Genomic DNA, 22453 nt, shown 5'->3' on the forward strand with positions numbered 1-22453 from the left:
GCGGCTCTAGAGTCCCAGTGCATTCAAGGCAGCCGTTGTGGCCGCGCGACCTGGATCGCCTTCGGGCAATCCGTCCGCCAAAGCTCGGGCCGTCGATGCAGCCCGTGCCGCGCCTTCGGCCTCACCCAGAACGGTGTAGGCGCGGGCAAGGCGGAGCCATCCCTCCAGATCGTCCGGCTCCTGTTCAAGCCGCGTCGCAAGACGATCCACCATTGACTGCACGAACTCCGCACGATCAGCGTCCGACATCTCTTGTGCAGCTTCCATGTCCTCGGCGGTCGGACCGGGGATCGCGCTACCGCCGCCCTGCATCATCGGGGCGAAGTCTGTTAGGCTGACGGGCGTACCGCCGAACTCTTCGGCCAGCTGGTTCGCCTGCCGGACGAAGAACTCCATCCAAGGCTGGAAACCATCCGCCGTCCTCAGGCGCGCAATCAGCAAACCGTGCGCCTCACGCAGGCGTCCTTCCTGGGCAAGAAACTGCGACTGATAGTAGGTTCCGGCCGGGTTGCGAGGGTCCAGTTGAACGGCACGTTGGATTGCTTGCGCGGCGCGGGGCGTGACCACGCCATTTTCAGCGGCAATCAGAGCTTCGGCATACTGCGAAAACACCATGGAGGTTGCGTCGGGCCGCTCGGCGATCCTGGAAAACGCCTCGACGGCGTCGTCGGTTCGCCCCATGCGCATGTACGTTTGCCCAAGCAGCAGCCATCCGTCCGTCGGCCCGCCATCACGGTCCTCCAACAAGCGATTGCGCAGCGTCGCGGCAAGTTGCGCCACCTCGGTCGCTTCTTCTTGTTCGGCGGCGCGTTCGGCAAACGGAACACTCGGGATCGAAGGCTCACCACGAATGGAATAGAGCCAGAAGCCCATCGCCGGGATCGCAAGCGCAGCAACAATCATCAAAGCTGTGCCGCCGCTTCCATCACTTGCGGGTGCATCGCCGGACGACCGGGTCAGGGTGAGCATACGGCGCTTGATCTCGGAGCGGGCGGCCTTGGCTTCATCGCCCGAGATCAACCCGCGCGCGGCATCCCGGTCAACCTCCGACAATTGATCCTTGAAAATCTCCAGCGCGCTTTCGTCCCGACCCAGCATCGCGCGGCGGCGGCGAAAGACCGGCACCAGAAAGGCCAGCGCCGTCAGCGCCGCAAGACCACCGCCAATTGCCCAGATCATCCCTGTCGTCCCTCGTTCTTTTCATCGAGCAGCGCATCTACCGCCGCCTCTTCTTCGGCGCTCAGCGCGACGGCACCAGCGTCGATACGTCTGGGACGACGCGCCAGCATCACCGCCACACCGATCCCGCCCAGCGCCATAATGGCAAACGGACCGATCCACAGCGCGTATGTAGACGGTTTGAAGGGCGGCCGGAACAGCACGTAGTCCCCATAGCGGGCCACTATATAATCGAGCACCTGCTCATCGCTATCGCCTGCAACCAAACGCTCGCGGACCAACAAGCGCAGATCGCGCGCAACCCCGGCGTTCGAACTGTCGATCGGCTCGTTCTGGCAGACCACGCAGCGCAATTCCTTGGAGATCTCTCGCGCGCGTTCCTCCAGAGCCGGGTCCGCGAGGATTTCGTCCGGCTGCACGGCAAGGCCCGGCACCGAAAGGCCGCAAAGCATCGCGAAAACAAGCAGGATCCGGCTGATCATCAGACGCCCCCACCGGCTTGGGCGCGCGCCTGCTGCAAGGCCGTTTTGATGTCGTCCACCGCGCCGGTGTCAACAATCGGTCCGACATAGCGATAGACGACGGTCCCGTTTGTATCGATCACGAAGGTTTCCGGAACGCCGGAAAGCCCCCATTCGATGCCGACACGGCCCGAGAAGTCCGAGCCAATACGCTCGTACGGATTTCCAAGTTCATCCAGCCATGCCGCTGCATCTGCCGGTTTGTCCTTGTAGTTTATTCCCATCAGCCGCACGCCATCCTGTTCAACCAGTCTGGTCAGAACGACGTGCTCCGCCCGACAGGGCACGCACCACGACGCGAAGACATTGACGAGCACTGGCTCTCCAGCGGATTTGATATCGGCAACCGACAAGCCCGGTGTTGCCGTACCCTCGACCGCTGGCAGGTCGAATTGCGGTGCCGGTTGCGAGATCAGCACCGACGGGATTGCATTGGGATCACGGTCGGGGTTCAGGCCCCAATAGAAAAACCCGAACAGGACGCCGACAATCGCAACCGGCAGGAACAGCAAGATGCGTTTCATGACCTACTCCGCAGGGGTGGCTTGCGGCGGCGGGGCCGCCTTTGACCGGCGCGGTGCACCCACACGCAAGCGGCGGTCCGTAAGCGAGAAGCACCCGCCGATCACAAGGAACACTGTTCCGATCCAGAGAAAATTGACGAACGGCTCATACAGAACCCGCAAGGTCCACTGGCCTGACGCCTGGTCCGCTGCTGGCTCTCCGATCGTGACGTAGAGATCCCCTGCGAGCGTGGAGCGGATGGCGCTTTCGGTCGTCTGCATCTGTGCCACCGGGTACCAGCGGCGCTCCGGATCTAGGGTCGTGATCATCTCTCCGTCGCGGAAGACTGTCAGGCTGCCCATGTCCGACACGTAGTTCGGCCCGCGCACGCGCGCGACACCGTCAAACCGCACTTCGAACCCAGCGACCTCGACGACGGTGCCCGGACCCGCAAAGAGCACTTGCTCTTCTTTCCAGGCAGAGGACCCGACCATGCCGAGGATCAACAGGGCCACACCCATATGCGCGAGCGTCATACCGTGGGCTGCACGCGGCAGGTTTCTCGCACGGCGTATGCTTTCGGCAAACGGAACCGCTCCCAGCTTGATCCGAGACGTCCACTCCCGTGCGCAGGCGATGAACAACCAGCCGCCCACACCCATGGCTATGATCGCCATCACCGGGCCATCCGTATCGCGCCACCATGCCCACAGCGCTGCTGCCAGGGCCACCGCCATCGCAAGCTTGAGGCGCTGCAAAGCCCCCGGCAAATCCGCGCGTTTCCAACTCATGAACGGGCCCAGTCCCATCAGGAACACCAGAGGCAGCATCAGCGGTATGAAGGCCGCGTTGAAGAAAGGTGGGCCGACGGAGATCTTGTCGCCGGTTATGGCCTCCAGAAACAGCGGGTACAGGGTGCCGAATAGCACTGCCGCTGTCGCCGTAGCCAGCAACAGGTTGTTCATCAACAAACCTGCCTCTCGGGAGATCGGCGTGAAAAGACCACCACCTTCAAGTTGAGGTGCGCGCCATGCGTAGAGCGCCAGCGACCCCCCGATCGAAATGCCAAGCAAGCCCAGAATGTAGACGCCGCGCTCCGGATCCACCGCAAACGCGTGCACCGATGTCAGCAAGCCAGACCGCACGATGAACGTGCCCAGCAAGGATAAAGAGAAGGTCAGGATCGCCAGGAGGATCGTCCAGCTTTTGAACGTGTCGCGTTTCTCGGTCACGATTGCGGAGTGCAACAGGGCCGTGCCCAAAAGCCATGGCATGAACGAGACGTTCTCTACCGGGTCCCAGAACCACCAGCCGCCCCAGCCAAGCTCGTAATAGGCCCACCAGGAGCCAAGTGCGATGCCGCCGGTCAGGCTGATCCAGGCCGCCAGGGTCCAGGGGCGGACCCAGCGGGCCCACGCCGGGTCAACGCGGCCTTCAATAAGCGCAGCCACGGCGAAGGAGAACACGATCGAGAAGCCAACATAACCAAGGTACAACAGCGGGGGATGCAGCGCGAGGCCGATATCCTGCAACAGCGGGTTGAGGTCATTTCCGTCCATCGGCGGCGGATACATCCGGTCGAACGGGTTCGACGTGAAAATCATGAAGGATAGAAACCCGACCGATATCCATGCCTGCACGGACAGCGTGCGCGCCTTTAGGCTTGCGGGAATATTCTTGCCGAGCAAGGCGACCCCGGCTCCGAAAATCGCAAGTATCAACACCCAAAGCAGCAAGGAACCTTCGTGACTGCCCCATGTTCCGGCGACCTTGTAGAGCATCGGCTTGAGAGAGTGAGAGTTCGCAACGACATTCACGACTGTGAAGTCCGAAACGATGAAGGATCGCATCAGCGCTGCAAATGCAACGGCCAGAAGAAAACACTGCACCAACGCCGTAGGGATGGCGCTTTGCATCCACATCACCTTGCCGCGTGACGCGCCGAGGATCGGCAACACCGACTGCACAAGCGCGGCGGCCAGCGCCAGCATCAGGGCAAATTGACCAATCTCTGGAATCATCGCGTGTCCTCCTTGGCCAAGTTTGGCGGTTTCAGCAGCCGAAAGGTCAACCGGACCCGATGGCACGCCGTGTCACACTCGCGTGACAGCCTCCTCTTGCCAGATGCGGCAAAGATAGGGAAGCAACCACCCGCGCGCCACGGATTCCGATGAAACTGCGACAAAGGTGCAAGGAAAATACGGGTTTCGCCGCCATGCTGAAGCCCCATTCATCTATACCACTATGATCAAACCCGACGGCCGCTGGACTGGCCCAATCGAAAAACAAGAGCGGCGCGATGCATCCTCCACCGAAAAAAAGCTTAGCGCGGGTTTGGCTGTGCTTGCTTGGTGTGTTTCTGCTTAGCCTCGCTTACCCGCTCGAAACGACCGCTTTCGTCGCTGAAAACCCTCGCGACCTGTTCCGCTTGGAAGCTTGGCAGGCCCACTTCGCGAAACTCGACGAGTTTTATGGCAACCCTGAAGCAGTAGACGCTTTAGCGGCAACCATTGTTATTCAAAAGCTGATAGCCATTCTTGGACTGTCTTGGTTGATGGTCTTCTTGATGCAAGCAATGCGCTTCAAACACGGACCTCACGGTTCTTTGGTTCGAGATGGAAGCTTCGGTTTCAAGCTTGTTCCCTTACTCCAAGTAGTAGCTGCGACTATTTTGTTTGTTCCAATTAGCTTCGACCCCACGAACGATGGATCACGACTTCATGGTATGCCAATCGCCATTTTTCAGTTTGCGTACGCGTCAACCACCAGCTGCTTTGCATCATTTTCCGCAGGCTGTCTTTTAGACCCTAGGTACGTACAAGGCGCGTTTCCGGGAATGTTCAAACAAAAACCCCAGTAAAATCGCGTGCAGCAGTTATTGAGGTGCAACCCCGCCCATCTCACACACGATCCGCCATTCGGCCTCGGTCACGGGCTGTACGGACAGGCGTGAGTTGTTGACCAGAACCATCTCGGCCAACGCCTCGGTTCCCTTGATCTCCTGCAAGGTCACAGGCCGTACAAAGGGGCCAAGCGCGCGGATATCGACGCACTCCCAGCGTGGATCGTCGGTGGTGCTGTCGGGATGTATCTCAGCGCAGACTTCGACCGTACCGACGACGGCTTTGTCCTTCTGGCTGTGATAGAAGAAGCCTTTGTCCCCCAGCTTCATCTCGCGCATGAAATTACGTGCCTGGTAGTTGCGCACGCCATCCCATTCCTCGCCAACATCGCCCTTGGCGACCTGTTGATCCCATGACCACGTGTCGGGCTCGGACTTGAACAGCCAGTATTGCATCAGCCGATCACCCGGTTCCAATGGCGCAGTTCCACACTCTCAAACAATCCGGCTTTGCCGTAGGGATCGCCCGCGGCGAAAGCCTGAGCGGCCTCCATGTCTTCCACGTCGAGGATGATCAGAGATCCGCACATCTCGCCGGTGTTGGACAGGAACGGACCAGCCTGCTGCACCACGCCCGACGCTTTCAGATACGCGACATGCGCCTCGCGGTTGGCTTTGCGAAGCTCAAGCGCCCCGGGTTTGTCGATGGCGGTCAGGGCAATCAGCATATCATTCCTCTCGTAGATCTCGGGACAAAAGGCGTTCCATCGCCTCGCGCAGTGTCAATGTCTCGTCCAGAACTGCCGATACCATCGTGCAGATCGGCATGTCGAGGCCGTGCTCCGCCGCAAGCTGCGCTACGGCCGCCGCAGTGGCACGCCCTTCCACGGTCAGCCCCTGGGGCAAATCCTCCCCGGCTCCAAGAGCCTTCCCAAACAGAAAGTTCCGGGATTGCGTAGACGTGGCTGTCAGAACCATGTCTCCGAAACCCGAGAGGCCGAGCAACGTATCCGACCGTGCGCCCATGGCCAAAGCGAAGCGCTGCATCTCCACAAACCCGCGGGTCATGAGCGCGGCGCGCGCGGACTCGCCCAGACCCGCGCCGATCACGAGACCTGCGGCGATAGCGACAACGTTCTTCAGTGCCCCGCCAAGTTCGGCGCCGACGGTATCGGAGGTTCGATACACACGCAGCACATCTGTCGAAAGCGCGCGCTGCAGCACTTTCGCATGCGCGGCCTCCGGCGTGGCCAATGTCAGGGCCGTGGGCAAGCCGCGGGCGATGTCCGCCGCGAAACTGGGGCCGGTGAGGATGGCTGGAGCCGCATCCGGGCAATTTTTTCGGATCACTGCGGTCGGCCCCTGCCCTGTTGCCAGATCAAGGCCCTTGCAACATGCAACCAAGGCTGTACCCGCCGGCGCAGGAACCGCCGTCACATGACCCGACAGCGCCTGCATCGGCACGGCAAGAAGCCGGGTTTGCGCGGTCAGAGCATCGGGATCGGCCGTTACCACCACATCCTCCGGCAACGTGACCTGCGGGAGCCGGGCAACACGGCGGGTGCGGGTCATTGCCTCGGCTTGCTCTGCATCGCGCGCCCAAAGGGTCACCTCACGCCCGGCGCGCGCCAACGCAATCGCCAGGGCAGACCCGAAAGCGCCTGCGCCCGTGATATCGACCCGGATCATGCCTTCGCCCCTTTTTTGCCGGACCCAAGAAGCGCTGGAGCCGTCTGGTCCAGCGGCCATCGCGGGCGTGCCGACAGGCCTAGGTCCGACCGTTGTCCGGCGCGGTATGCTTCCGCCCCGGCCCAGGCGATAACTGCGGCGTTGTCGGTGCAGAACTTCAGCGGCGGGGCCGCAAACGGAACATTCGAAGCCATTGCCAGGGCCTCAAGACCCGCTCGAACGGCCTGATTTGCGGCCACGCCGCCTGCAACCGCAAACCCGGTGACCTCCGGACAGTTTGCAAGCGCACGATGTGACTTTTCAATCAGGACATCGACAATGCTAGCCTGAAACCCTGCACACAAATCGGCGCGATCCTGCGATGTCATCCCACCCTTGTCTGCCACGATCGCGTCGCGCGCGCGCAACAGGGCGGTCTTGAGCCCCGAGAAGGACATATCGCACCCGGCCCGATCCAACAGCGGGCGGGGAAACGTATATCGGGTCGGATCGCCGGCTTTTGCAGCAGACTCCACCTCCGGACCCCCGGGCTGCGGCAGCCCAAGCAATCTTGCTGTTTTGTCGAATGCCTCCCCCGGGGCGTCGTCGATCGTACCCCCCAGACGCACGAACGCCTCGGCCCCGTCAACGCGCAGAAACTGGCAGTGCCCGCCCGACACCAAGAGCATCAGGTAGGGAAACACGAAATCGTCCGTAAACCGCGGGGTCAGGGCATGTCCTGCAAGGTGGTTCACACCAATGAAAGGAATGCCTGTCGACACCGATAGGCCTTTTGCAAGCATTACGCCGGACAGAACCCCGCCAATCAGGCCCGGGCCTGCAGTTACGGCAATGAGGTCGATATCGGCGAGCTGCATTTCTGCCCTGTTCAGGGCTTCGGTGACGGCAAGATCAAGTTTTTCAACATGGGCACGGGCTGCAAGCTCCGGGACGACACCGCCGTATGGCGCGTGCACTTCCGTCTGACCAAACACGACCGACGAGGCAACCTGAGCACTGTCTGAACGCGTGCGCAGAATTGCTGCTGCGGTATCATCGCAACTGCTTTCTATCCCTAAAACGGTCAGTTCGTGGCTCATGCGGGCACCTTGCGTGGTGGTCAGACCGCAGGTAACACCGGGACCATGTCCGCACAACACCGCGTCCCCGTGATCCTGACCCGTGCCCAAGCACAGTCAGAGCGATTTGCGAAGACGCTGCCCGACAGCACGCGCGCGGTGTTCAGCCCCTTGCTCGAAATGGATTTTCACCGTTTGTCGGAGGCGATTTTACCGCAAGAGACACTTCTTTTCACGTCAGAGAACGGCGTTGCGGCACTGGTCGCGCAAGACGGAGGAACACGCGGTCAAAAGGCGCTCTGCGTCGGGGACAGGACCGCGCAAGCGGCGCGTGCTGCCGGGTTCGATGCCCGGAGCGCGCGCGGCACCGCCGATGATCTGGTGCAAATGGCGGCGCACGCGCCGGGCCCGTTTGTCCACATCCACGGGGCGCATACGCGGGGCGATGTCACTGCGCGCCTGATCGGTGCAGGCAAGTCCTGCCGCGCGCTTTGCCTCTACACTCAACAGGCCCGTCCGCTGACGCCGGAGGCTCTGAGCGTACTGACAGGGAACACACCCTCGCTCGTTCCGCTGTTCTCGCCCCGGACGGCAGCGCTTTTCCGGGCCGCCTGTCCGTCTGCCCCAAAGGCGCATCTGATTTGCCTGAGCAAAGCCGTTTCAAAACAGGTGACAGACGGGCGCTACGCGGTGTGCAAAACTGCCGCGCGCCCTGACGCCAAGGCGCTGCACGCGCTGCTCTGTCAAGAATTAAAGGCCATTCGCCTTGAGACGGGAGGGGCGTCTGGTTAGCATGTCGCTGGTGCGTTTCTGGGTTGGAGGATTCGCACGGCCCCAGGAAGTTGTATGAGGATGCCCCCTGTGTCTGATCCAAAGTCGAAACCCGAAACCGAGACGCCCGACGGATTGGAGACAGACGCCAACGCGCCTGAGACAACGCAAAACACGTCTGCGAAGGCTGGAGATCGCGATCCCACCGACGTTGAACCGGAGACACCACTTGGGCCAGACGATACCGAAACCGACCTTAGCTCCAGCGAGACCGACGATATGGTCGCCGACCGAGACGGGAAACCCCACGAGGCGTCCGAGGAACCTGAGATCGAGGACGCCGAACTCGTTAACGAGGCAACCGAAGCTGCGTCGGACAAGGTCGATGCCGCGACCGAAAACGACACCATACACGGCCCAGAACCGGAGCTCGAGCCAGACGTCGCCCGGAACGAAACGCCTCCCGCGGCGGTCGCACCGCAGCAGGAAAAGCGCAGCGGATTCTTCGCGCCGTTCCTCGGCGGTGTCGTCGCCGCAGGCCTCGGTTTCGGATTGTGCTACTATTTGATTGATCAGGGTGTCCTGTCCGCTGGGGATGTCGAAACATTTGAAGAAGAGCGTGCGCAGATCAGCGCATTGGAAGACCAGATCGCCTCCGTGCGCGGTCTGGTGTCCGACATGAACACCGAAGATCCACGCATCGGCCCGCTCGGCGATGGACTTGCCGCCGTACAGACGACCATTGTAGAAGTTCAGGCCGAGGTCGGTGAACTCCAGTCCGAAATCGAAGCGCAAACCGGGCTCTTGTCTGGAATGCAATCGGAATTGGACGCAATAGCCGAAATGCCCGTTGAAAGCTCAGACGCGAGCAGCGCGGCAGTTGCGGCCCTTCAAGCGCGGCTTCAGGAACAGCAAAACGCAAACGCCGAGATGCAGGCCCAGCTGCAAGAGATGGCTGCACAAGCACGGGCTGAGATGGACGAGGTGCGCAACCGGGCCGGCGCCTTGCAGCAGGAAACGCAAGCCGCCGTGGACGAGGCAACCAATCGCGCCGCTTTGGCGAACATAACGTCCGCTTTGGAAAGTGGTACACCGCTGGCGCCGTCGCTGGCGAGCATCACCGTCCCGGTGCCCGATGCGCTTACGGCCGTTTCTGAGACCGGCGTTTCGACCGTGTTGGAGTTGCAGCGCGGGTTTCCCGCAGCGGCGCGCGCCGGATTGAGCGAGTCGTTGAAAGTCACCGTCGGCGATGCGCCGACCGATCGTTTCATGGCCTTCCTTCAGGCGCAGGTGGGTGCACGATCGCTCGAGGCCCGCGAGGGTGATGACCCGGATGCCGTTCTGGCACGCGCTCAGGAAGCTGTCTCCAGTGCACAATTCGACGTCGTCCTGACCGAACTTGCGACCTTGCCCGCCGAAGGGCAGGCCGCGATGGCTGACTGGATCGCTGACGCGCAAGCCCGCGTCGATGCCGTGGCCGCGCGTGACGCGCTCGCCGCTGAACTGATTTCGAACTGAGGGCGCGCACATGCTTTGGTCATTGATTAAAATTCTTCTGTTTGTCGTGCTAGTCGCGGCGTTGACCTTCGGGGCAACATTTCTTTCGGAAACCGGTGAAACGATCCGGATAACCGTTGCAGCGACGGAATTCACACTGACGCCTTTGGCGGCGGTCATCCTGATGCTCGTTCTGCTGGGGTCCGCGTGGCTTCTTTTCAAACTTGCCGGGCTCATCTTGGCATGTTTGAAATTTCTGAACGGCGATGAAACTGCCATTTCCCGTTATTTCAGCCGCAATCGGGAGCGCAAGGGGTTCGAAGCCATGGCCCAAGGCATGAATGCCCTTGCAGCCGGTGATCCGCGCACCGCGATGTCGAAGGCGATGCGGGCAGAGCGCTATCTGCACCGTCCGGAATTGACGAACCTTCTGATGGCGCAGGCTGCGGAGAGCTCCGGTGACAAGCAAAAGGCTTCCGAGGTCTATAAATCCATGCTTACCGAGGATCAGACGAAGTTCATCGGTGTGCGGGGATTACTCTCCCAGAAGCTTGACGAAGGCGATACCGCGACCGCCTACGCGCTGGCTCAGAAAGCGTTCGCCTTAAAACCGCGAAACGCGGAAATGCAGGATACACTGTTGCGTCTGCAGGCCGGAGCCGAGGATTGGGCAGGGGCACGCAAGACCCTGGCAGCAAAACTTAAGTCGGGCACCCTGCCGCGCGATGTTCACAAGCGCCGTGATGCTGTCCTTGCCTACTGCGAGGCTGAAGACTGCATCGCGTCCGGTGATACCGCCAAGGCGACGACGCTTGCCGCGGATGCCAACAAACTGTCACCGTCGTTCGTGCCTGCGGCGGCCCTGACCGCTCGGACCCAAACCGCTGCAGGGCAAGGTCGGGCGGCGGCCAAAACCATCAAGAAAGCCTGGGCGGAAGCCCCACATCCGGAACTGGCGGCAGCCTATGCCGAAATCGATCCGAAGGAAACGGAAGCTGCACGAATCAAACGCTTCGAGCAGTTGGTCAAGCCCAACCCAAATCATCTGGAATCGAAGCTCGTGATGGCGGAATTGTTCATCGCAGCAGAGGATTTTCCAGCAGCCCGTCGGGCGTTGGGAGACCTCTATGAAACCGCACCGACCGCCCGGTCTCTGACCATCATGGCCGCCATTGAACGCGGCGAAGGCGGATCCGATGCGGTGGTTCGTGGATGGCTTGCCAAGGCCGTGACGGCGTCGAGAGGACCCCAGTGGACGTGTGGGAACTGCAACAAGATACACAGCAGCTGGGTTCCGGTGTGCAACAACTGCGATGCCTTCGACAGTCTCGCATGGGTTGAGCCTGCGGAAGACGAGGGCAGCTCGGCGGGATCGGCTGAAATGCTGCCGCTGATCGTAGGTCTTCTGGAGGACGACAAAGGCGCGGATGAGCCGGCTGACAGCAACGTCGTTGACATCACCCCAAACGCCGATGCCGCCGAGGCGTCCGACGCGGACACCATGGAGAAAAATAGGGCTTCCGCTTCCTGAAACTCGGTGCTAGGACGCGCGTCACCAAAACGCCGCTGTAGCTCAGATGGTAGAGCACGTCATTCGTAATGATGGGGTCGGGGGTTCGAGTCCCTTCAGCGGCACCAGTTTTCTGCCAAGTCAGCTGTCGATGGGTTTGCGTGTTGTGCTCAATGGCCCACAGGCAAATACTTGAAAAGTGGCGGAAGACTGCTCCTTTTTCGAAACGGGCATCAATCCCGGATTCCCCCGCCCTGCGCCTTTCAGGTAATGACGTCGGCCTTGTCCCGCCCGGTATGGTGTGAGATCTGCGCAAGCGTCTCTGCAGCGGCCAAGACCGGGCTGAGCGCGTCTTGCACATTCATGGCATGATCACCATCCGCTGGAACAAAACGTTCAAGGTATACCCGTAACGTGGCCCCTTGCGTACCCGTTCCGGACAACCGCAGAACCACCCGGGACCCGCCTTCGAACCGGATACGCACGCCTTGCGCCTCGGTCAGGCTCCCGTCAACCGGGTCCGCATAGGAAAAGTCATCGGCGCCCAGAATGATCAGGCCCCCGGCGGTCTTTCCCGCCAGGTCCGGCAAGCTCGCGCGCAATGCAGTCATCAGCCCAGTTGCTGCCTTTGTTGGGATCTCTTCATAATCATGGCGCGAGTAATAATTGCGCCCGAAGCTGCGCCAATGATCCTTTTGCAATTGGACGATGTTACGGCCGTCGCGTGCGAGGATGTTGAGCCACAAAAGCACAGCCCAAAGCCCGTCCTTCTCGCGAATATGGTTCGAGCCGGTTCCGGCACTTTCTTCTCCGCACAGCGTCGCCTTGCCCGCATCCAGCAGGTTGCCGAAGAACTTCCAGCCGGTGGGTGTCTCGAAACAGGGAATGCCCAGCCGCTCGGCCACACGGTCCACCGCCTGGCTTGTTGGCATCGACCGCGCCACACCGGTGAAGTTGCCGGCGTAGGCTGGTGCAAGATGCGCATGGGCCGTCAGCAGCGCGAGGCTGTCCGAGGGCGTCACGAACGTATCTTTACCCATGATCATGTTCCTATCCCCATCGCCATCCGACGCAGCCCCGAAATCGGGTGCATCTGGGCCCGACATCGCGGAGACGAGTTCATGCGCCCAGACCGGGTTGGGGTCGGGATGCCCACCGCCGAAATCCGGCGAGGGAAGCGCATTTATCACGGATCCGACCGGGGCACCGAGTGTGCCCTCGAGGATCCGTTTTGCGTATGGTCCGGTGACGGCATGCATCGCATCGAAACATATGCGGAACCCACCTGCGAAGAGTGCCTGGATCGCCGCAAAATCAAACAGTACGCGCATCAGGTCTTCATAGTCCTGCACGGGGTCAATCACGTCAATCTGTGTCGCACCCAAGGAAAATTGGCCAATCTGATCGATGGGGCATGCTGATGCCTCGGCGATCTGAAACTCGGTGATTTTCTGTGTACGGGCGTAGATGGCGTCGGTGATTTTTTCAGGAGCAGGCCCTCCGTTCGCAGCGTTGAACTTTACCCCGAAATCCCCGTCTTCTCCGCCGGGATTGTGGCTCGCGGACAGGATGATACCGCCGTCAGTCTCGTATTTTCGGATCAGGTTGGACACGGCGGGTGTAGACAGGATCCCGTCTTGACCCACAATCAGGCGCGCGGCCCCGTTTGCGGCCGCCATCCGGATGATCACATGAATGGCGTCAGCATTGAAGAACCGGCCGTCACCGCCGAGCACGTAGGTCTTGCCGGTTGCGCCACCCGTGCCATCAAAAATGCATTGGACGAAATTCTCAAGGTACCCTGGCTGGCGGAAGATAGCAGTCTTCTTGCGCAACCCCGAAGTTCCGGGTTTTTGCCCTGCAATGGGCGTGGTGGGAACAGTCTTGAAACTCATGATCGTTGTCCAGTTTTTTCGTATGCGGTTGGCCTCTCGCGGCCGTATCCGCACCGAGTAATCCAAATGCGATAGAGTGTGCGATGTCATCGGTGGAAAAAGGGGCTGTCAAGTTCTAGATCGGCTTCTCATAGATGGGGCCGAAAGGTTTTGCCGGGTTGCCGGTAAGCACCGCCCGACCGGTCGGCATACCCGCCAACCCAACAGGTGGTGGATCGGATATCTTGGGACGCGTCGGTACCGCGCGCGCCATGCTTCACCCGTGTTTAGAATGACGGATCGCACTGCAGGCCTTGTTCTGATCGTGGCTCCGAAGTCTGCGGCAGCTTTGGCCCTTTTTCCTTGAGCTTTTTCAGCCCACCGCGTCCACCGATTGCAAACATGCCTGCAATCGTTTCCGAAGTAGTGAGTACTTGAAAAACTTGCCTGCTACTTTTGCTAACACCGACCCGCTTCCGACATCATATCGAGAGATTTAGCGATCCCTTTTTCATGCGCGCATGCGTGTCAGAACCGCTTCTTTGACCTTTTAAACGATGTTGCTTCATCTATCGCCAGATACCTTTTTACGGACCATCTTCCTGCGCTCGTCGGCGGGAGCTTGGGACGGCGATGTGATTGGATGCCAAGCAAATCGCGAGGGAACCACATATGGAAACTGCCTCGCGCGGCTCCAACCAAATCGGTATGCGCGCCGACAACGAGCGCCATCTCCTGTCGATGATGATGCACGCAAGTGGGCTCGCCAAGGCGGAAATCGCGCGCAAGACCGGATAGTGGGCACAGACCGTCTCCGTCATCATGCGCACGCTAATGACTGATGGCCTGCTCGCCTGCGGCGAACCCCACCGCGGCAAGATTGGGCAGCCCTCGATCGCGTTCCATTTGCACGGAGAGAGTGCAGTCTTCTCGTACTGAAAACCGGAAAACGGACGACCGACCTGTTGCCGCCTGAGAAGCGGTCACGGGTCTTGGTATTGCGCTTTCATTCCAGCTTTGGGCTTGGGCAGATGCTATCGGTGCGGACACGGGGGCCATGAACGCATGGCAGGGCCGCGATATCGCCCGCGATATTGCAGATCTGTGCCCTTGTCCGGTTGTTGTATGCAACAACGCGTCGGCCGCCTGCGGGGCAGAACTTGTTCTGGCGCTTAGAACACGCTGTGGGGCTCTCTTTATGTTTATGTCGGCTTTTTTATCGGCGGTCGCGCCAACTTGACTCCGCAAAGACTGCACGGATAACGTTACATAACTTACCGCGCGTGATCTTTACGACTTGATTGGAAAATGACAGACCGCAAAATTCGAAACATGGAAGAGTTCGCAGCCGTTAGCGGAATTTCTCGCCCGACAGTTTCGAAGTACTTTAATGATCCCGACAGCGTCCGCGCCACGACCCGCAAGAAGATCGAAGCCGCGCTTGACAAGCATGACTATCAACCGAATGTCTTCGCGATAAATCAGAACCGGCGCAAAACCAAGAACCTTGGGGTCGTCGTACCCAACCTTGCAGACCCTTTCTTCTCCGAGATTGCGCGACGCGTCGAACTGGCCTGTATCGATGCAGGGTACAGCCCCATCCTGCTCAGCTCTCACGGGACACCCGCGATGGAGAGGGACAATCTGAGCTCTCTACGGTCACTGAAGCCTGCCGGCGTGTTGCTGGCCCCGTTCGGTCGATTGTCGGAGAAAGAAGCCATAAAGGCTTTCGATGCTGATTTCCCCATGGTTCTGTTCGACGCAAACATCAACGATGTCGGGCAGGCCTTCGTCGGGACGAACAACGCGCAGAGCATCGACCTGATGGTCGAGTACCTGTGCCGAAGTGGCGAGCCGCCGTGCTTTTTCGAGATGAAGTCACCATCCAACCCGAACGCGAACAAGCGTCGGCAAGCCTACATCGAAAGTATGGAACGCCACGGGCAGACCCCGGAGATTTACCAAGCCGAAGGAGAAGGCTGGAACTTCGAGGAGATTGGAAGCCTTGAAGGCGGCAGAATGCTCTCGGACAGGGCATTTCGAACGAACACGATCCTGTGCAGCAACGACCGCTTGGCGATTGGCGTACTGGCTGCTGCCTATGCCCGCGATATTCGCGTCGGGCATGGCTCGAACTGCGAACTGCGCATTGCGGGGCACGACGATCATCCATTTTCGCGGTTTACATGCCCGCCTTTGACCACGATTGCCCAGGACTACGAGGCCATCGCGAATCGTGCGGTGAATACGTTGTTCGGCATCCTGAACTCCGAGGAAAACGGGTCCGAACGGACAGAAACGCTTTTTGATGGCCGTTTGATAATGCGAGACTCGGCATAAGCGACTAAAAGATAGGCATGTCATAAATTTTACGCGCGATAATTTTTAATTGACTTCGCGTTACCGCGCTGGATACAGTGGTCGACATCATCCAACGAGGAGGAACTTTCAGGATGGCTCTCAAGAAAGCATTTCTTGCTGCAACTGCGTTGACGGTCGTCGCAGGCAGCAGCGTACACGCCGAGAACCTTGTCATCGCCACTGTGAACAACGGCGACATGATCCGTATGCAGGGTCTGACACAGGATTTCACCGACAAAACCGGCCACACAGTCGAGTGGGTCACACTGGAAGAAAACGTGCTGCGTCAGCGCGTCACCACGGATATCGCCGCAAAGGGCGGTTCGTTCGATATCATGACCATCGGCATGTACGAAGCACCGATCTGGGGTGCGAACGGCTGGCTTGTGGCCCTCGACGATCTTTCAGATGATTACAACGTCGATGACATTCTACCCGCCATGCGCGGTGGTCTCAGCCACGATGGCACGCTCTACGCCGCTCCGTTCTATGGCGAAAGCTCGATGATCATGTACCGCACCGACCTGATGGAAGCGGCCGGTCTGGAAATGCCCAAATCCCCAACTTGGGAATTCATCCGTGAGGCCGCCGCTGCGATGACAGATCGGGATGCCGACATCAACGGCATCTGTCTGCGCGGCAAAGCCGGGTGGGGTGAAGGCGGCGCCTTTATCACCGCAATGTCCAATTCCTTCGGTGCCCGCTGGTTCGACGAGGACTGGAACGCCCAGTTCGACACAGAGGCCTGGGCCAACACACTCAGCTTCTACAAGGGCACGATGGATGAGTCGGGTCCCACCGGATATGCCACAAACGGATTCAACGAGAACTTGAACCTGTTCCAGCAGGGCAAGTGCGGCATGTGGATCGACGCAACAGTTGCGGCGTCTTTCGTGACCAATCCCGAAGATTCCGAAGTGGCGGACAGCGTTGGCTTCGCACTCGCACCGAACACCGGTCTTGGCAAGAACGCCAATTGGCTCTGGGCATGGGCACTCGCAATTCCTTCCGGGACCCAGAAAGAAGCGGCAGCGAAAGAGTTCATCGAATGGGCAACATCGACCAGCTACATCGAGCTGGTTGCGGAAAACGAAGGCTGGGCCAATGTTCCTCCCGGGGCGCGGATCTCGCTTTACGAGAACCCGAACTACAAGGACATCCCCTTTGCTCAGATGACACTCGACTCGATCCTGTCAGCTGATCCAAACAACCCGACCGTGGACCCTGTGCCCTATGTCGGCATTCAGTTTGCAGCGATCCCCGAGTTCGCCGGCATCGCCACAGAAGTGAGCCAGGAATTCTCGGCGGCCTACGCAGGCCAACAGACTGTCGAAGAAGCTTTGGCCAAGGCACAAGCCCTGACCAACGACGCCATGGAAGCCGCTGGCTACCGCTAAGCGCTCCTCTTCCCGGGGGGCACACCCCTCCCTCAGTGCTCCCCGGGACCAAACCATCTCCAAATTTCTATCCTGCTTTAAGATAGCCTTTGGCGATCAACAGAGGAGGTACGCCCAATGGCTACCAAACACTCCAGATCAGCGGCGCGCCTGATGATGGCGCCGGCAGTGATCCTGCTCCTTGGATGGATGCTCGTCCCGCTGACCATGACCCTGCTCTTCTCGTTCAAGCAGTACCTGCCGCTGCGCGGCGGTGATCTTGGGTGGGTCGGTTTTGACAACTACGTTCGTTTTGTCAGTTCAAGCGCGTTCTGGCCGTCTGTCGTGGCCACGCTCACGATCGTTGGAGGCGTACTTTTCATCACCATCGTCCTCGGGGTGCTGCTTGCGATCCTCCTGAATCAGCCAATGTGGGGCCAAGGGATTGTCCGTATCCTCGTAATCGCACCTTTCTTTGTCATGCCGACTGTGTCCGCACTGGTCTGGAAGAACATGTTCATGGATCCGACTAATGGGCTGCTGTCGCACCTCTGGCGGTTTTTTGGGGCAGAACCCGTCTCCTGGCTGTCTGAAGCATCAATGACGTCGATCGTGATGATCGTGTCCTGGCAATGGCTGCCCTTCGCGACGCTAATCCTGCTGACGGCGATCCAGTCGCTGGATAGCGAGCAACTCGAAGCTGCCGAGATGGACGGCGCACCGCCTTTGAAGCGCTTTGCCTACATCACCCTGCCGCATCTCAGCCGTGCGATCACCATCGTGCTGCTGATCCAGACGATCTTCCTTCTGGCGATCTTCGCCGAGATCTTCGTGACCACTGGGGGTGCCTTCGGAACGCGCACGCTCACCTACCTGATTTTCCAGCGCGTGCTCGAAAGCCAGAACGTCGGCCTCGGCTCGGCGGGTGGTGTCTACGCAATCATTCTCGCCAATATCGTTGCCATCTTCCTGATGCGCATCGTCGGCAAGAACCTGGACGCGTGAGGAGGAAATCATGGCCCGCGCAGTTACTCAACAACGCAAGATCATCAACACGACCGCCGCATGGGCGATCGGCCTGCTGATCTTCTTTCCGATCCTCTGGACGATCCTGACCAGCTTTAAAACCGAAGCCACAGCGATTGCTGATCCCCCGGTTTTCCTCGCGTTCGACTGGACGCTGGAAAACTATACAGCCGTTATGGAACGGTCGAACTACGCCAAGTTCCTGTGGAACTCGATCATCATCGCAGGGGGGTCCACGATTCTCGGGATCATGATCGCAGTTCCGGCAGCGTGGTCCATGGCCTTCGTGCCCTCCAGGCGGACCAAGGATATCCTGCTCTGGATGCTCTCAACCAAGATGCTCCCCGCAGTAGGTGTTCTGTACCCGATCTACCTTATCTGCATCAATTACGGGCTGCTGGACAGCCGCATCGCGCTGGTTGTCATCCTGATGCTGATGAACCTGCCGATCATCGTCTGGATGCTCTACACCTATTTCAAGGAAATCCCCGGTGAGATCCTCGAAGCTGCGCGGATGGACGGAGCCTCGCTCAAGGAAGAGATCTTGTATGTCCTGACGCCAATGGCAATCCCGGGCATCGCCTCGACCTTGCTCCTGAACTTCATCCTGGCGTGGAACGAGGCGTTCTGGACCTTGAACCTGACGGCAGCCAACGCGGCCCCACTGACGGCCTTCATTGCCAGCTACTCCAGTCCCGAAGGCCTGTTCTTCGCGAAACTCAGTGCGGCGTCGACTATGGCCATCGCCCCGATCCTCATCCTTGGCTGGTTCAGCCAGAAGCAACTCGTCAGCGGCCTGACCTTTGGCGCTGTGAAATAAGGACCTAGACCAATGGGACAAATCAAACTCAATCAGGTGACGAAGAGCTTCGGAGAAGTCGAAGTCATCCCACCTCTTGATCTCACAATCGAAGATGGCGAGTTCACGGTCTTTGTCGGGCCGTCCGGTTGCGGCAAGTCCACCCTCCTGCGTCTGATCGCAGGGTTGGAGGACATTACCTCAGGCCATATCGAAATCGATGGGAACGATGCCACCAATGTGCCACCGGCCAAACGCGGTCTGGCGATGGTGTTTCAGTCCTATGCGCTCTATCCGCATATGTCGGTACGCAAGAACATCGCCTTTCCGATGAAAATGGCCGGGATCGACGAGGCTGAGCAGAATCGCCGGATCGAAGCCGCGGCGAAGGCGCTGAACCTGACGGACTATCTGGACCGTCGTCCCGGGCAACTGTCCGGTGGTCAGCGGCAGCGCGTGGCCATAGGCCGTGCGATCGTTCGGGAACCTGCGGCTTTCCTCTTCGATGAGCCTTTGTCGAACCTCGATGCGGCGCTGCGTGTCGGTATGCGGCTCGAGATCTCGGAACTTCACGAGCGGCTCAAGACGACGATGATTTACGTGACGCACGATCAGGTCGAAGCCATGACCATGGCGGACAAGATCGTGGTTCTGCGCGCCGGTCACATCGAACAGGTCGGCTCTCCGCTGGACCTGTACCACAACCCGCGCAACGAGTTTGTCGCGGGGTTCATCGGATCTCCGAAAATGAACCTCATCAAGGGGGAGGAGGCGCAAAAGCACGGGGCCGCCACGATCGGCATTCGACCCGAGCACACCGATGTCAGCAAAACCGAAGGCACATGGAAGGGAGTTGTCGGCGTTGCAGAGCACCTCGGCTCCGACACGTTCATCCATGTCCACGACACGGGGCTTGCGGACATGGTCACAGTGCGCATCACAGGCGACATCCAGGCCAAGCATGGTGACACCATCTACCTGACGCCCCAGATGAACCAGATGCACAAGTTCGACGCCCAGGGCCTTAGGATCAGCTGATGCGCCTGGCTGGAAAATCAGCCCTGATAACGGGCGCCGCCCGAGGGATCGGGCGGGCTTTTGCCAAAGCCTATATCGCCGAGGGCGCACAGGTCGCCATCGCCGACATCGACTTCGACCGAGCGGGTGAAACCGCTGCAGAGCTGGGCGACGCCGCCCATGCGGTACAGATGGACGTGACCGATCAGGCCAGCATCGACAAGGCCGTCGCCAGCACTGTGGACGCATTTGACCGGATCGACATTCTGATCAACAACGCCGCACTTTTTACAGCCGCGCCAATCGTCGAAATCACGCGCAAAGACTACCAGCAGGTGTTCGACGTCAACGTCGGCGGGACCCTTTTCCCGCTGCAAGCCGTTGCGCGGCACATGATAGACGCCGGCGTAAAAGGACGCATCATCAACATGGCCAGCCAGGCCGGGCGTCGCGGCGAGCCTCTTGTCGGCGTTTACTGCGCAACGAAGGCGGCGGTCATCAGCCTGACGCAATCCGCGGGTCTCGATTTGATACGACACGGCATCAATGTGAACGCCATTTCTCCGGGTGTCGTGGACGGGGAACATTGGGATGGCGTGGACGCATTTTTTGCGAGGTACGAGCAAAAGGCCCCCGGACAGAAGAAGAAAGAAGTCGGCGCCGCCGTGCCGTACGGACGGATGGGCACCCCCGACGATTTGACAGGGATGGCCGTCTTTCTGGCCAGTGATGCGGCAGATTACATCGTCGCTCAGACCTACAACGTGGATGGTGGACAATGGATGAGCTGATCTCCCTTTCGGATGCGACCCTCGATCAACTTGCAATTGACCATCCGCGCTACAACCGCTCGGCACTCAAGCCGGGTATTGTGCATATCGGCGTCGGCAATTTCCACCGTGCGCATCAGGCTTGGTATCTGCATCGACTGATGCAAGCCGGACAGGCCCTTGACTGGGCCATTATCGGCGCAGGTGTGCGGCCGTATGATGCCGCAATGCGTGAGAAGCTGCTGTCACAGGACTGCCTGACGACGCTGGTCGAACTTGATGCCAAGAACATTTCCGCCGAAGTTGTCGGATCGATGATCGACTACCTGCCCATCGAAGACGGCAACGCGACCCTGATCGCGCGCATGACCGATCCCGCCATCCGGATCGTTTCCATGACGGTGACCGAAAGCGGTTATTATACCGACCCTGTCACGAAGGGTTTCGACGCGGAACACCCGGACATTGTGCACGATGCTGCGCATCCCGATCACCCCCGCACGGTGTTCGGTGCCATCGTCGCGGCCTTGCGGCTGCGACGCGCGGCCGGTCACGCGCCTTTTACCGGGCTCAGTTGCGACAACCTGCAAGGCAACGGCGAAATCCTCCGGCAAACAGTGGTCTGCCTCGCGCGCCTGTCCGATCCCGACCTTGCAGCATGGATAGACACCAAAGGAGCCTTCCCGAATTCCATGGTGGACTGTATCGCGCCTGCAACCGGACCAAAGGAACTGGCGCTGGGGGCACAATTCGGTGTCAAGGATCCGGCCCTGGTAACGCATGAGGCATTCAGACAATGGGTGATCGAGGACGCCTTCTGTGCAGGCCGTCCGGATTGGGACCAGGTCGGCGCAACCTTCTCGGATGATGTTCATGCCTATGAGACCATGAAGATCCGCATTCTCAACGCAGGGCATCAGGTGATTGCGAATGTCGGCGAGATCCTGGGCCTTGAGACGATCTCGGAATGCATGGCTCATCCCGGGATCAATGCGTTTTTCGGGCGGGTTCAGCGCACCGAGATTGCCAAAACGGTCGCACCCGTGCCCGGTAGGAGCCCCTCCGAATATGTCACGCTGATCGAAAACCGGTTTGCCAACCCGCGGATTGTCGACACGACACGCCGGGTTGCCTTCGACGGGTCGGCCCGCCACACCGGTTTTGTTCTGCCAATCCTGCGCGACCGCCTTGCCGCAGGACGCTCCGTAGACGGGCTTGCGCTTGTCGAAGCCTTCTGGGCGCGGATGTGCGAGGGAACCCGCGAGGATGGGAGCGTGATCGAAGCAAACGATCCGATGTGGAATACTCTTTCATCCGCGGCCAAGGCAGCGAGGACAAACCCGATGACCTGGCTCGACCAAGACCGTATCTACGGCGATCTCAAGGACGCAAAGCCTTTCACCGACGCGTTTTGCTACTGGTTGGCGCATATTTGGACGCATGGGTGCCAGGCGACACTCTCCATGTACCTCGACGAGGCGCACAGCGAAGCCCTCGGTTCCTAGTGAAAACCTGATCGCTCCCGCCCCGGCACGAGGGCAGGCTACGAACGGGCATCCGAGCGGTGACACGCCCTGTTCTGCCTCCCACACTGTTGCGTTGTGAAAACATGTGCCTGATGATGCACATGTCGCCCGCGTCGATAGTCCCGCCCGGTGC

At 59.8% G+C, this 22453-nt stretch carries 21 protein-coding genes and 1 tRNA gene; 13 read left to right on the forward strand and 9 right to left on the reverse strand.

What is annotated here, in order from left to right; translation table 11 throughout:
* Window positions 1–6 precede the first annotated feature (6 nt).
* The 4 genes from ccmI to ACP15N_RS10870 are packed head-to-tail and all read right to left on the reverse strand — an operon-like array spanning window position 7 to window position 4225.
* On the reverse strand, window positions 7–1179 hold the full coding sequence (gene ccmI, locus ACP15N_RS10855) for a c-type cytochrome biogenesis protein CcmI (protein WP_425092292.1): 1173 nt from the start codon (window positions 1177–1179) through the stop codon (window positions 7–9).
* On the reverse strand, window positions 1176–1661 hold the full coding sequence (locus tag ACP15N_RS10860; protein ID WP_425092293.1) for a cytochrome c-type biogenesis protein: 486 nt from the start codon (window positions 1659–1661) through the stop codon (window positions 1176–1178). Before ACP15N_RS10860 ends, ccmI begins: the two co-directional genes overlap by 4 nt.
* Window positions 1661–2224 (reverse strand): DsbE family thiol:disulfide interchange protein, encoded by a 564-nt coding sequence (locus tag ACP15N_RS10865; RefSeq protein ID WP_425092294.1) that lies wholly within the window; start codon window positions 2222–2224, stop codon window positions 1661–1663. The genes ACP15N_RS10860 and ACP15N_RS10865 overlap by 1 nt, the downstream gene beginning before the upstream one ends.
* A 3-nt stretch (window positions 2225–2227) precedes the next feature.
* Complete coding sequence (locus tag ACP15N_RS10870; protein WP_425092295.1) at window positions 2228–4225, reverse strand: heme lyase CcmF/NrfE family subunit; 1998 nt, start codon at window positions 4223–4225, stop codon at window positions 2228–2230.
* Between the two features lie 278 nt (window positions 4226–4503).
* Between ACP15N_RS10870 and ACP15N_RS10875 the strand changes: the two genes are divergently transcribed.
* A complete protein-coding gene (locus ACP15N_RS10875; RefSeq protein ID WP_425092296.1) occupies window positions 4504–5064 on the forward strand; it encodes a hypothetical protein in 561 nt (186 codons plus the stop codon).
* A 15-nt stretch (window positions 5065–5079) separates the two neighbouring features.
* Here ACP15N_RS10875 and ACP15N_RS10880 read toward each other — a convergent pair whose 3' ends face one another.
* Genes ACP15N_RS10880 through tsaD form a run of 4 tightly spaced genes read right to left on the reverse strand, consistent with a single transcriptional unit; the run spans window position 5080 to window position 7814 of the window.
* Window positions 5080–5502, reverse strand: coding sequence for an EVE domain-containing protein (locus ACP15N_RS10880; RefSeq protein WP_425092297.1), 423 nt, complete (start codon window positions 5500–5502; stop codon window positions 5080–5082).
* A complete protein-coding gene (locus ACP15N_RS10885) occupies window positions 5502–5774 on the reverse strand; it encodes a YciI family protein (RefSeq protein WP_425092298.1) in 273 nt (90 codons plus the stop codon). The genes ACP15N_RS10880 and ACP15N_RS10885 overlap by 1 nt, the downstream gene beginning before the upstream one ends.
* A 1-nt stretch (window position 5775) precedes the next feature.
* Entirely contained in the window at window positions 5776–6735 is a 960-nt protein-coding gene (locus ACP15N_RS10890) for an NAD(P)H-dependent glycerol-3-phosphate dehydrogenase (RefSeq protein ID WP_425092299.1), read from the reverse strand.
* Window positions 6732–7814: a tRNA (adenosine(37)-N6)-threonylcarbamoyltransferase complex transferase subunit TsaD gene (gene tsaD, locus ACP15N_RS10895; RefSeq protein ID WP_425092300.1), complete on the reverse strand. Its 1083-nt coding sequence runs from the start codon at window positions 7812–7814 to the stop codon at window positions 6732–6734. Before tsaD ends, ACP15N_RS10890 begins: the two co-directional genes overlap by 4 nt.
* 45 nt (window positions 7815–7859) lie before the next feature.
* Between tsaD and ACP15N_RS10900 the strand changes: the two genes are divergently transcribed.
* The 4 genes from ACP15N_RS10900 to ACP15N_RS10915 all read left to right on the forward strand — a co-directional run bounded on the left by ACP15N_RS10900 (window position 7860) and on the right by ACP15N_RS10915 (window position 11699).
* The gene (locus ACP15N_RS10900) at window positions 7860–8585 is read left to right on the forward strand and encodes a uroporphyrinogen-III synthase (protein ID WP_425092301.1); all 726 of its coding nucleotides are present in this window, start codon (window positions 7860–7862) and stop codon (window positions 8583–8585) included.
* Between the two features lie 54 nt (window positions 8586–8639).
* Entirely contained in the window at window positions 8640–10082 is a 1443-nt protein-coding gene (locus tag ACP15N_RS10905) for a COG4223 family protein (RefSeq protein WP_425092302.1), read from the forward strand.
* A 10-nt stretch (window positions 10083–10092) separates the two neighbouring features.
* Entirely contained in the window at window positions 10093–11592 is a 1500-nt protein-coding gene (locus ACP15N_RS10910) for a heme biosynthesis protein HemY (RefSeq protein WP_425092303.1), read from the forward strand.
* Between the two features lie 31 nt (window positions 11593–11623).
* Window positions 11624–11699 (forward strand) — tRNA-Thr (locus ACP15N_RS10915).
* Between the two features lie 135 nt (window positions 11700–11834).
* On the opposite strand, the gene ACP15N_RS10920 is transcribed toward ACP15N_RS10915, so the two are convergent.
* Window positions 11835–13466 carry an alpha-D-glucose phosphate-specific phosphoglucomutase gene (locus tag ACP15N_RS10920; RefSeq protein WP_425092304.1) on the reverse strand — a complete coding sequence of 544 codons (1632 nt, stop codon included), beginning with the start codon at window positions 13464–13466 and terminating at the stop codon, window positions 11835–11837.
* Between the two features lie 651 nt (window positions 13467–14117).
* Here ACP15N_RS10920 and ACP15N_RS10925 point away from each other — a divergent pair.
* The 8 genes from ACP15N_RS10925 (at window position 14118) to ACP15N_RS10960 (ending at window position 22299) form a co-directional block, all read left to right on the forward strand.
* Window positions 14118–14243 (forward strand): hypothetical protein, encoded by a 126-nt coding sequence (locus ACP15N_RS10925; protein ID WP_425092305.1) that lies wholly within the window; start codon window positions 14118–14120, stop codon window positions 14241–14243.
* A 510-nt stretch (window positions 14244–14753) separates the two neighbouring features.
* On the forward strand, window positions 14754–15785 hold the full coding sequence (locus tag ACP15N_RS10930) for a LacI family DNA-binding transcriptional regulator (RefSeq protein WP_425092306.1): 1032 nt from the start codon (window positions 14754–14756) through the stop codon (window positions 15783–15785).
* 113 nt (window positions 15786–15898) lie between these two features.
* Window positions 15899–17203 (forward strand): ABC transporter substrate-binding protein, encoded by a 1305-nt coding sequence (locus ACP15N_RS10935; RefSeq protein WP_425092307.1) that lies wholly within the window; start codon window positions 15899–15901, stop codon window positions 17201–17203.
* Window positions 17204–17320: 117 nt separating this feature from the next.
* Window positions 17321–18187, forward strand: a complete 867-nt coding sequence (locus tag ACP15N_RS10940) for a carbohydrate ABC transporter permease (protein ID WP_425092308.1) — start codon at window positions 17321–17323, stop codon at window positions 18185–18187.
* A 10-nt stretch (window positions 18188–18197) separates the two neighbouring features.
* Window positions 18198–19028 carry a carbohydrate ABC transporter permease gene (locus tag ACP15N_RS10945; protein ID WP_425092309.1) on the forward strand — a complete coding sequence of 277 codons (831 nt, stop codon included), beginning with the start codon at window positions 18198–18200 and terminating at the stop codon, window positions 19026–19028.
* Between the two features lie 12 nt (window positions 19029–19040).
* Complete coding sequence (locus ACP15N_RS10950) at window positions 19041–20045, forward strand: ABC transporter ATP-binding protein (RefSeq protein ID WP_425092310.1); 1005 nt, start codon at window positions 19041–19043, stop codon at window positions 20043–20045.
* Window positions 20042–20815 carry an L-iditol 2-dehydrogenase gene (locus ACP15N_RS10955; RefSeq protein WP_425092452.1) on the forward strand — a complete coding sequence of 258 codons (774 nt, stop codon included), beginning with the start codon at window positions 20042–20044 and terminating at the stop codon, window positions 20813–20815. The genes ACP15N_RS10950 and ACP15N_RS10955 overlap by 4 nt, the downstream gene beginning before the upstream one ends.
* Window positions 20803–22299 (forward strand): mannitol dehydrogenase family protein, encoded by a 1497-nt coding sequence (locus ACP15N_RS10960; protein WP_425092311.1) that lies wholly within the window; start codon window positions 20803–20805, stop codon window positions 22297–22299. The genes ACP15N_RS10955 and ACP15N_RS10960 overlap by 13 nt, the downstream gene beginning before the upstream one ends.
* Window positions 22300–22453 lie beyond the last annotated feature (154 nt).

The organism is Tropicimonas sp. S265A (assembly GCF_049800835.1).
Lineage (GTDB): Bacteria > Pseudomonadota > Alphaproteobacteria > Rhodobacterales > Rhodobacteraceae > Dinoroseobacter.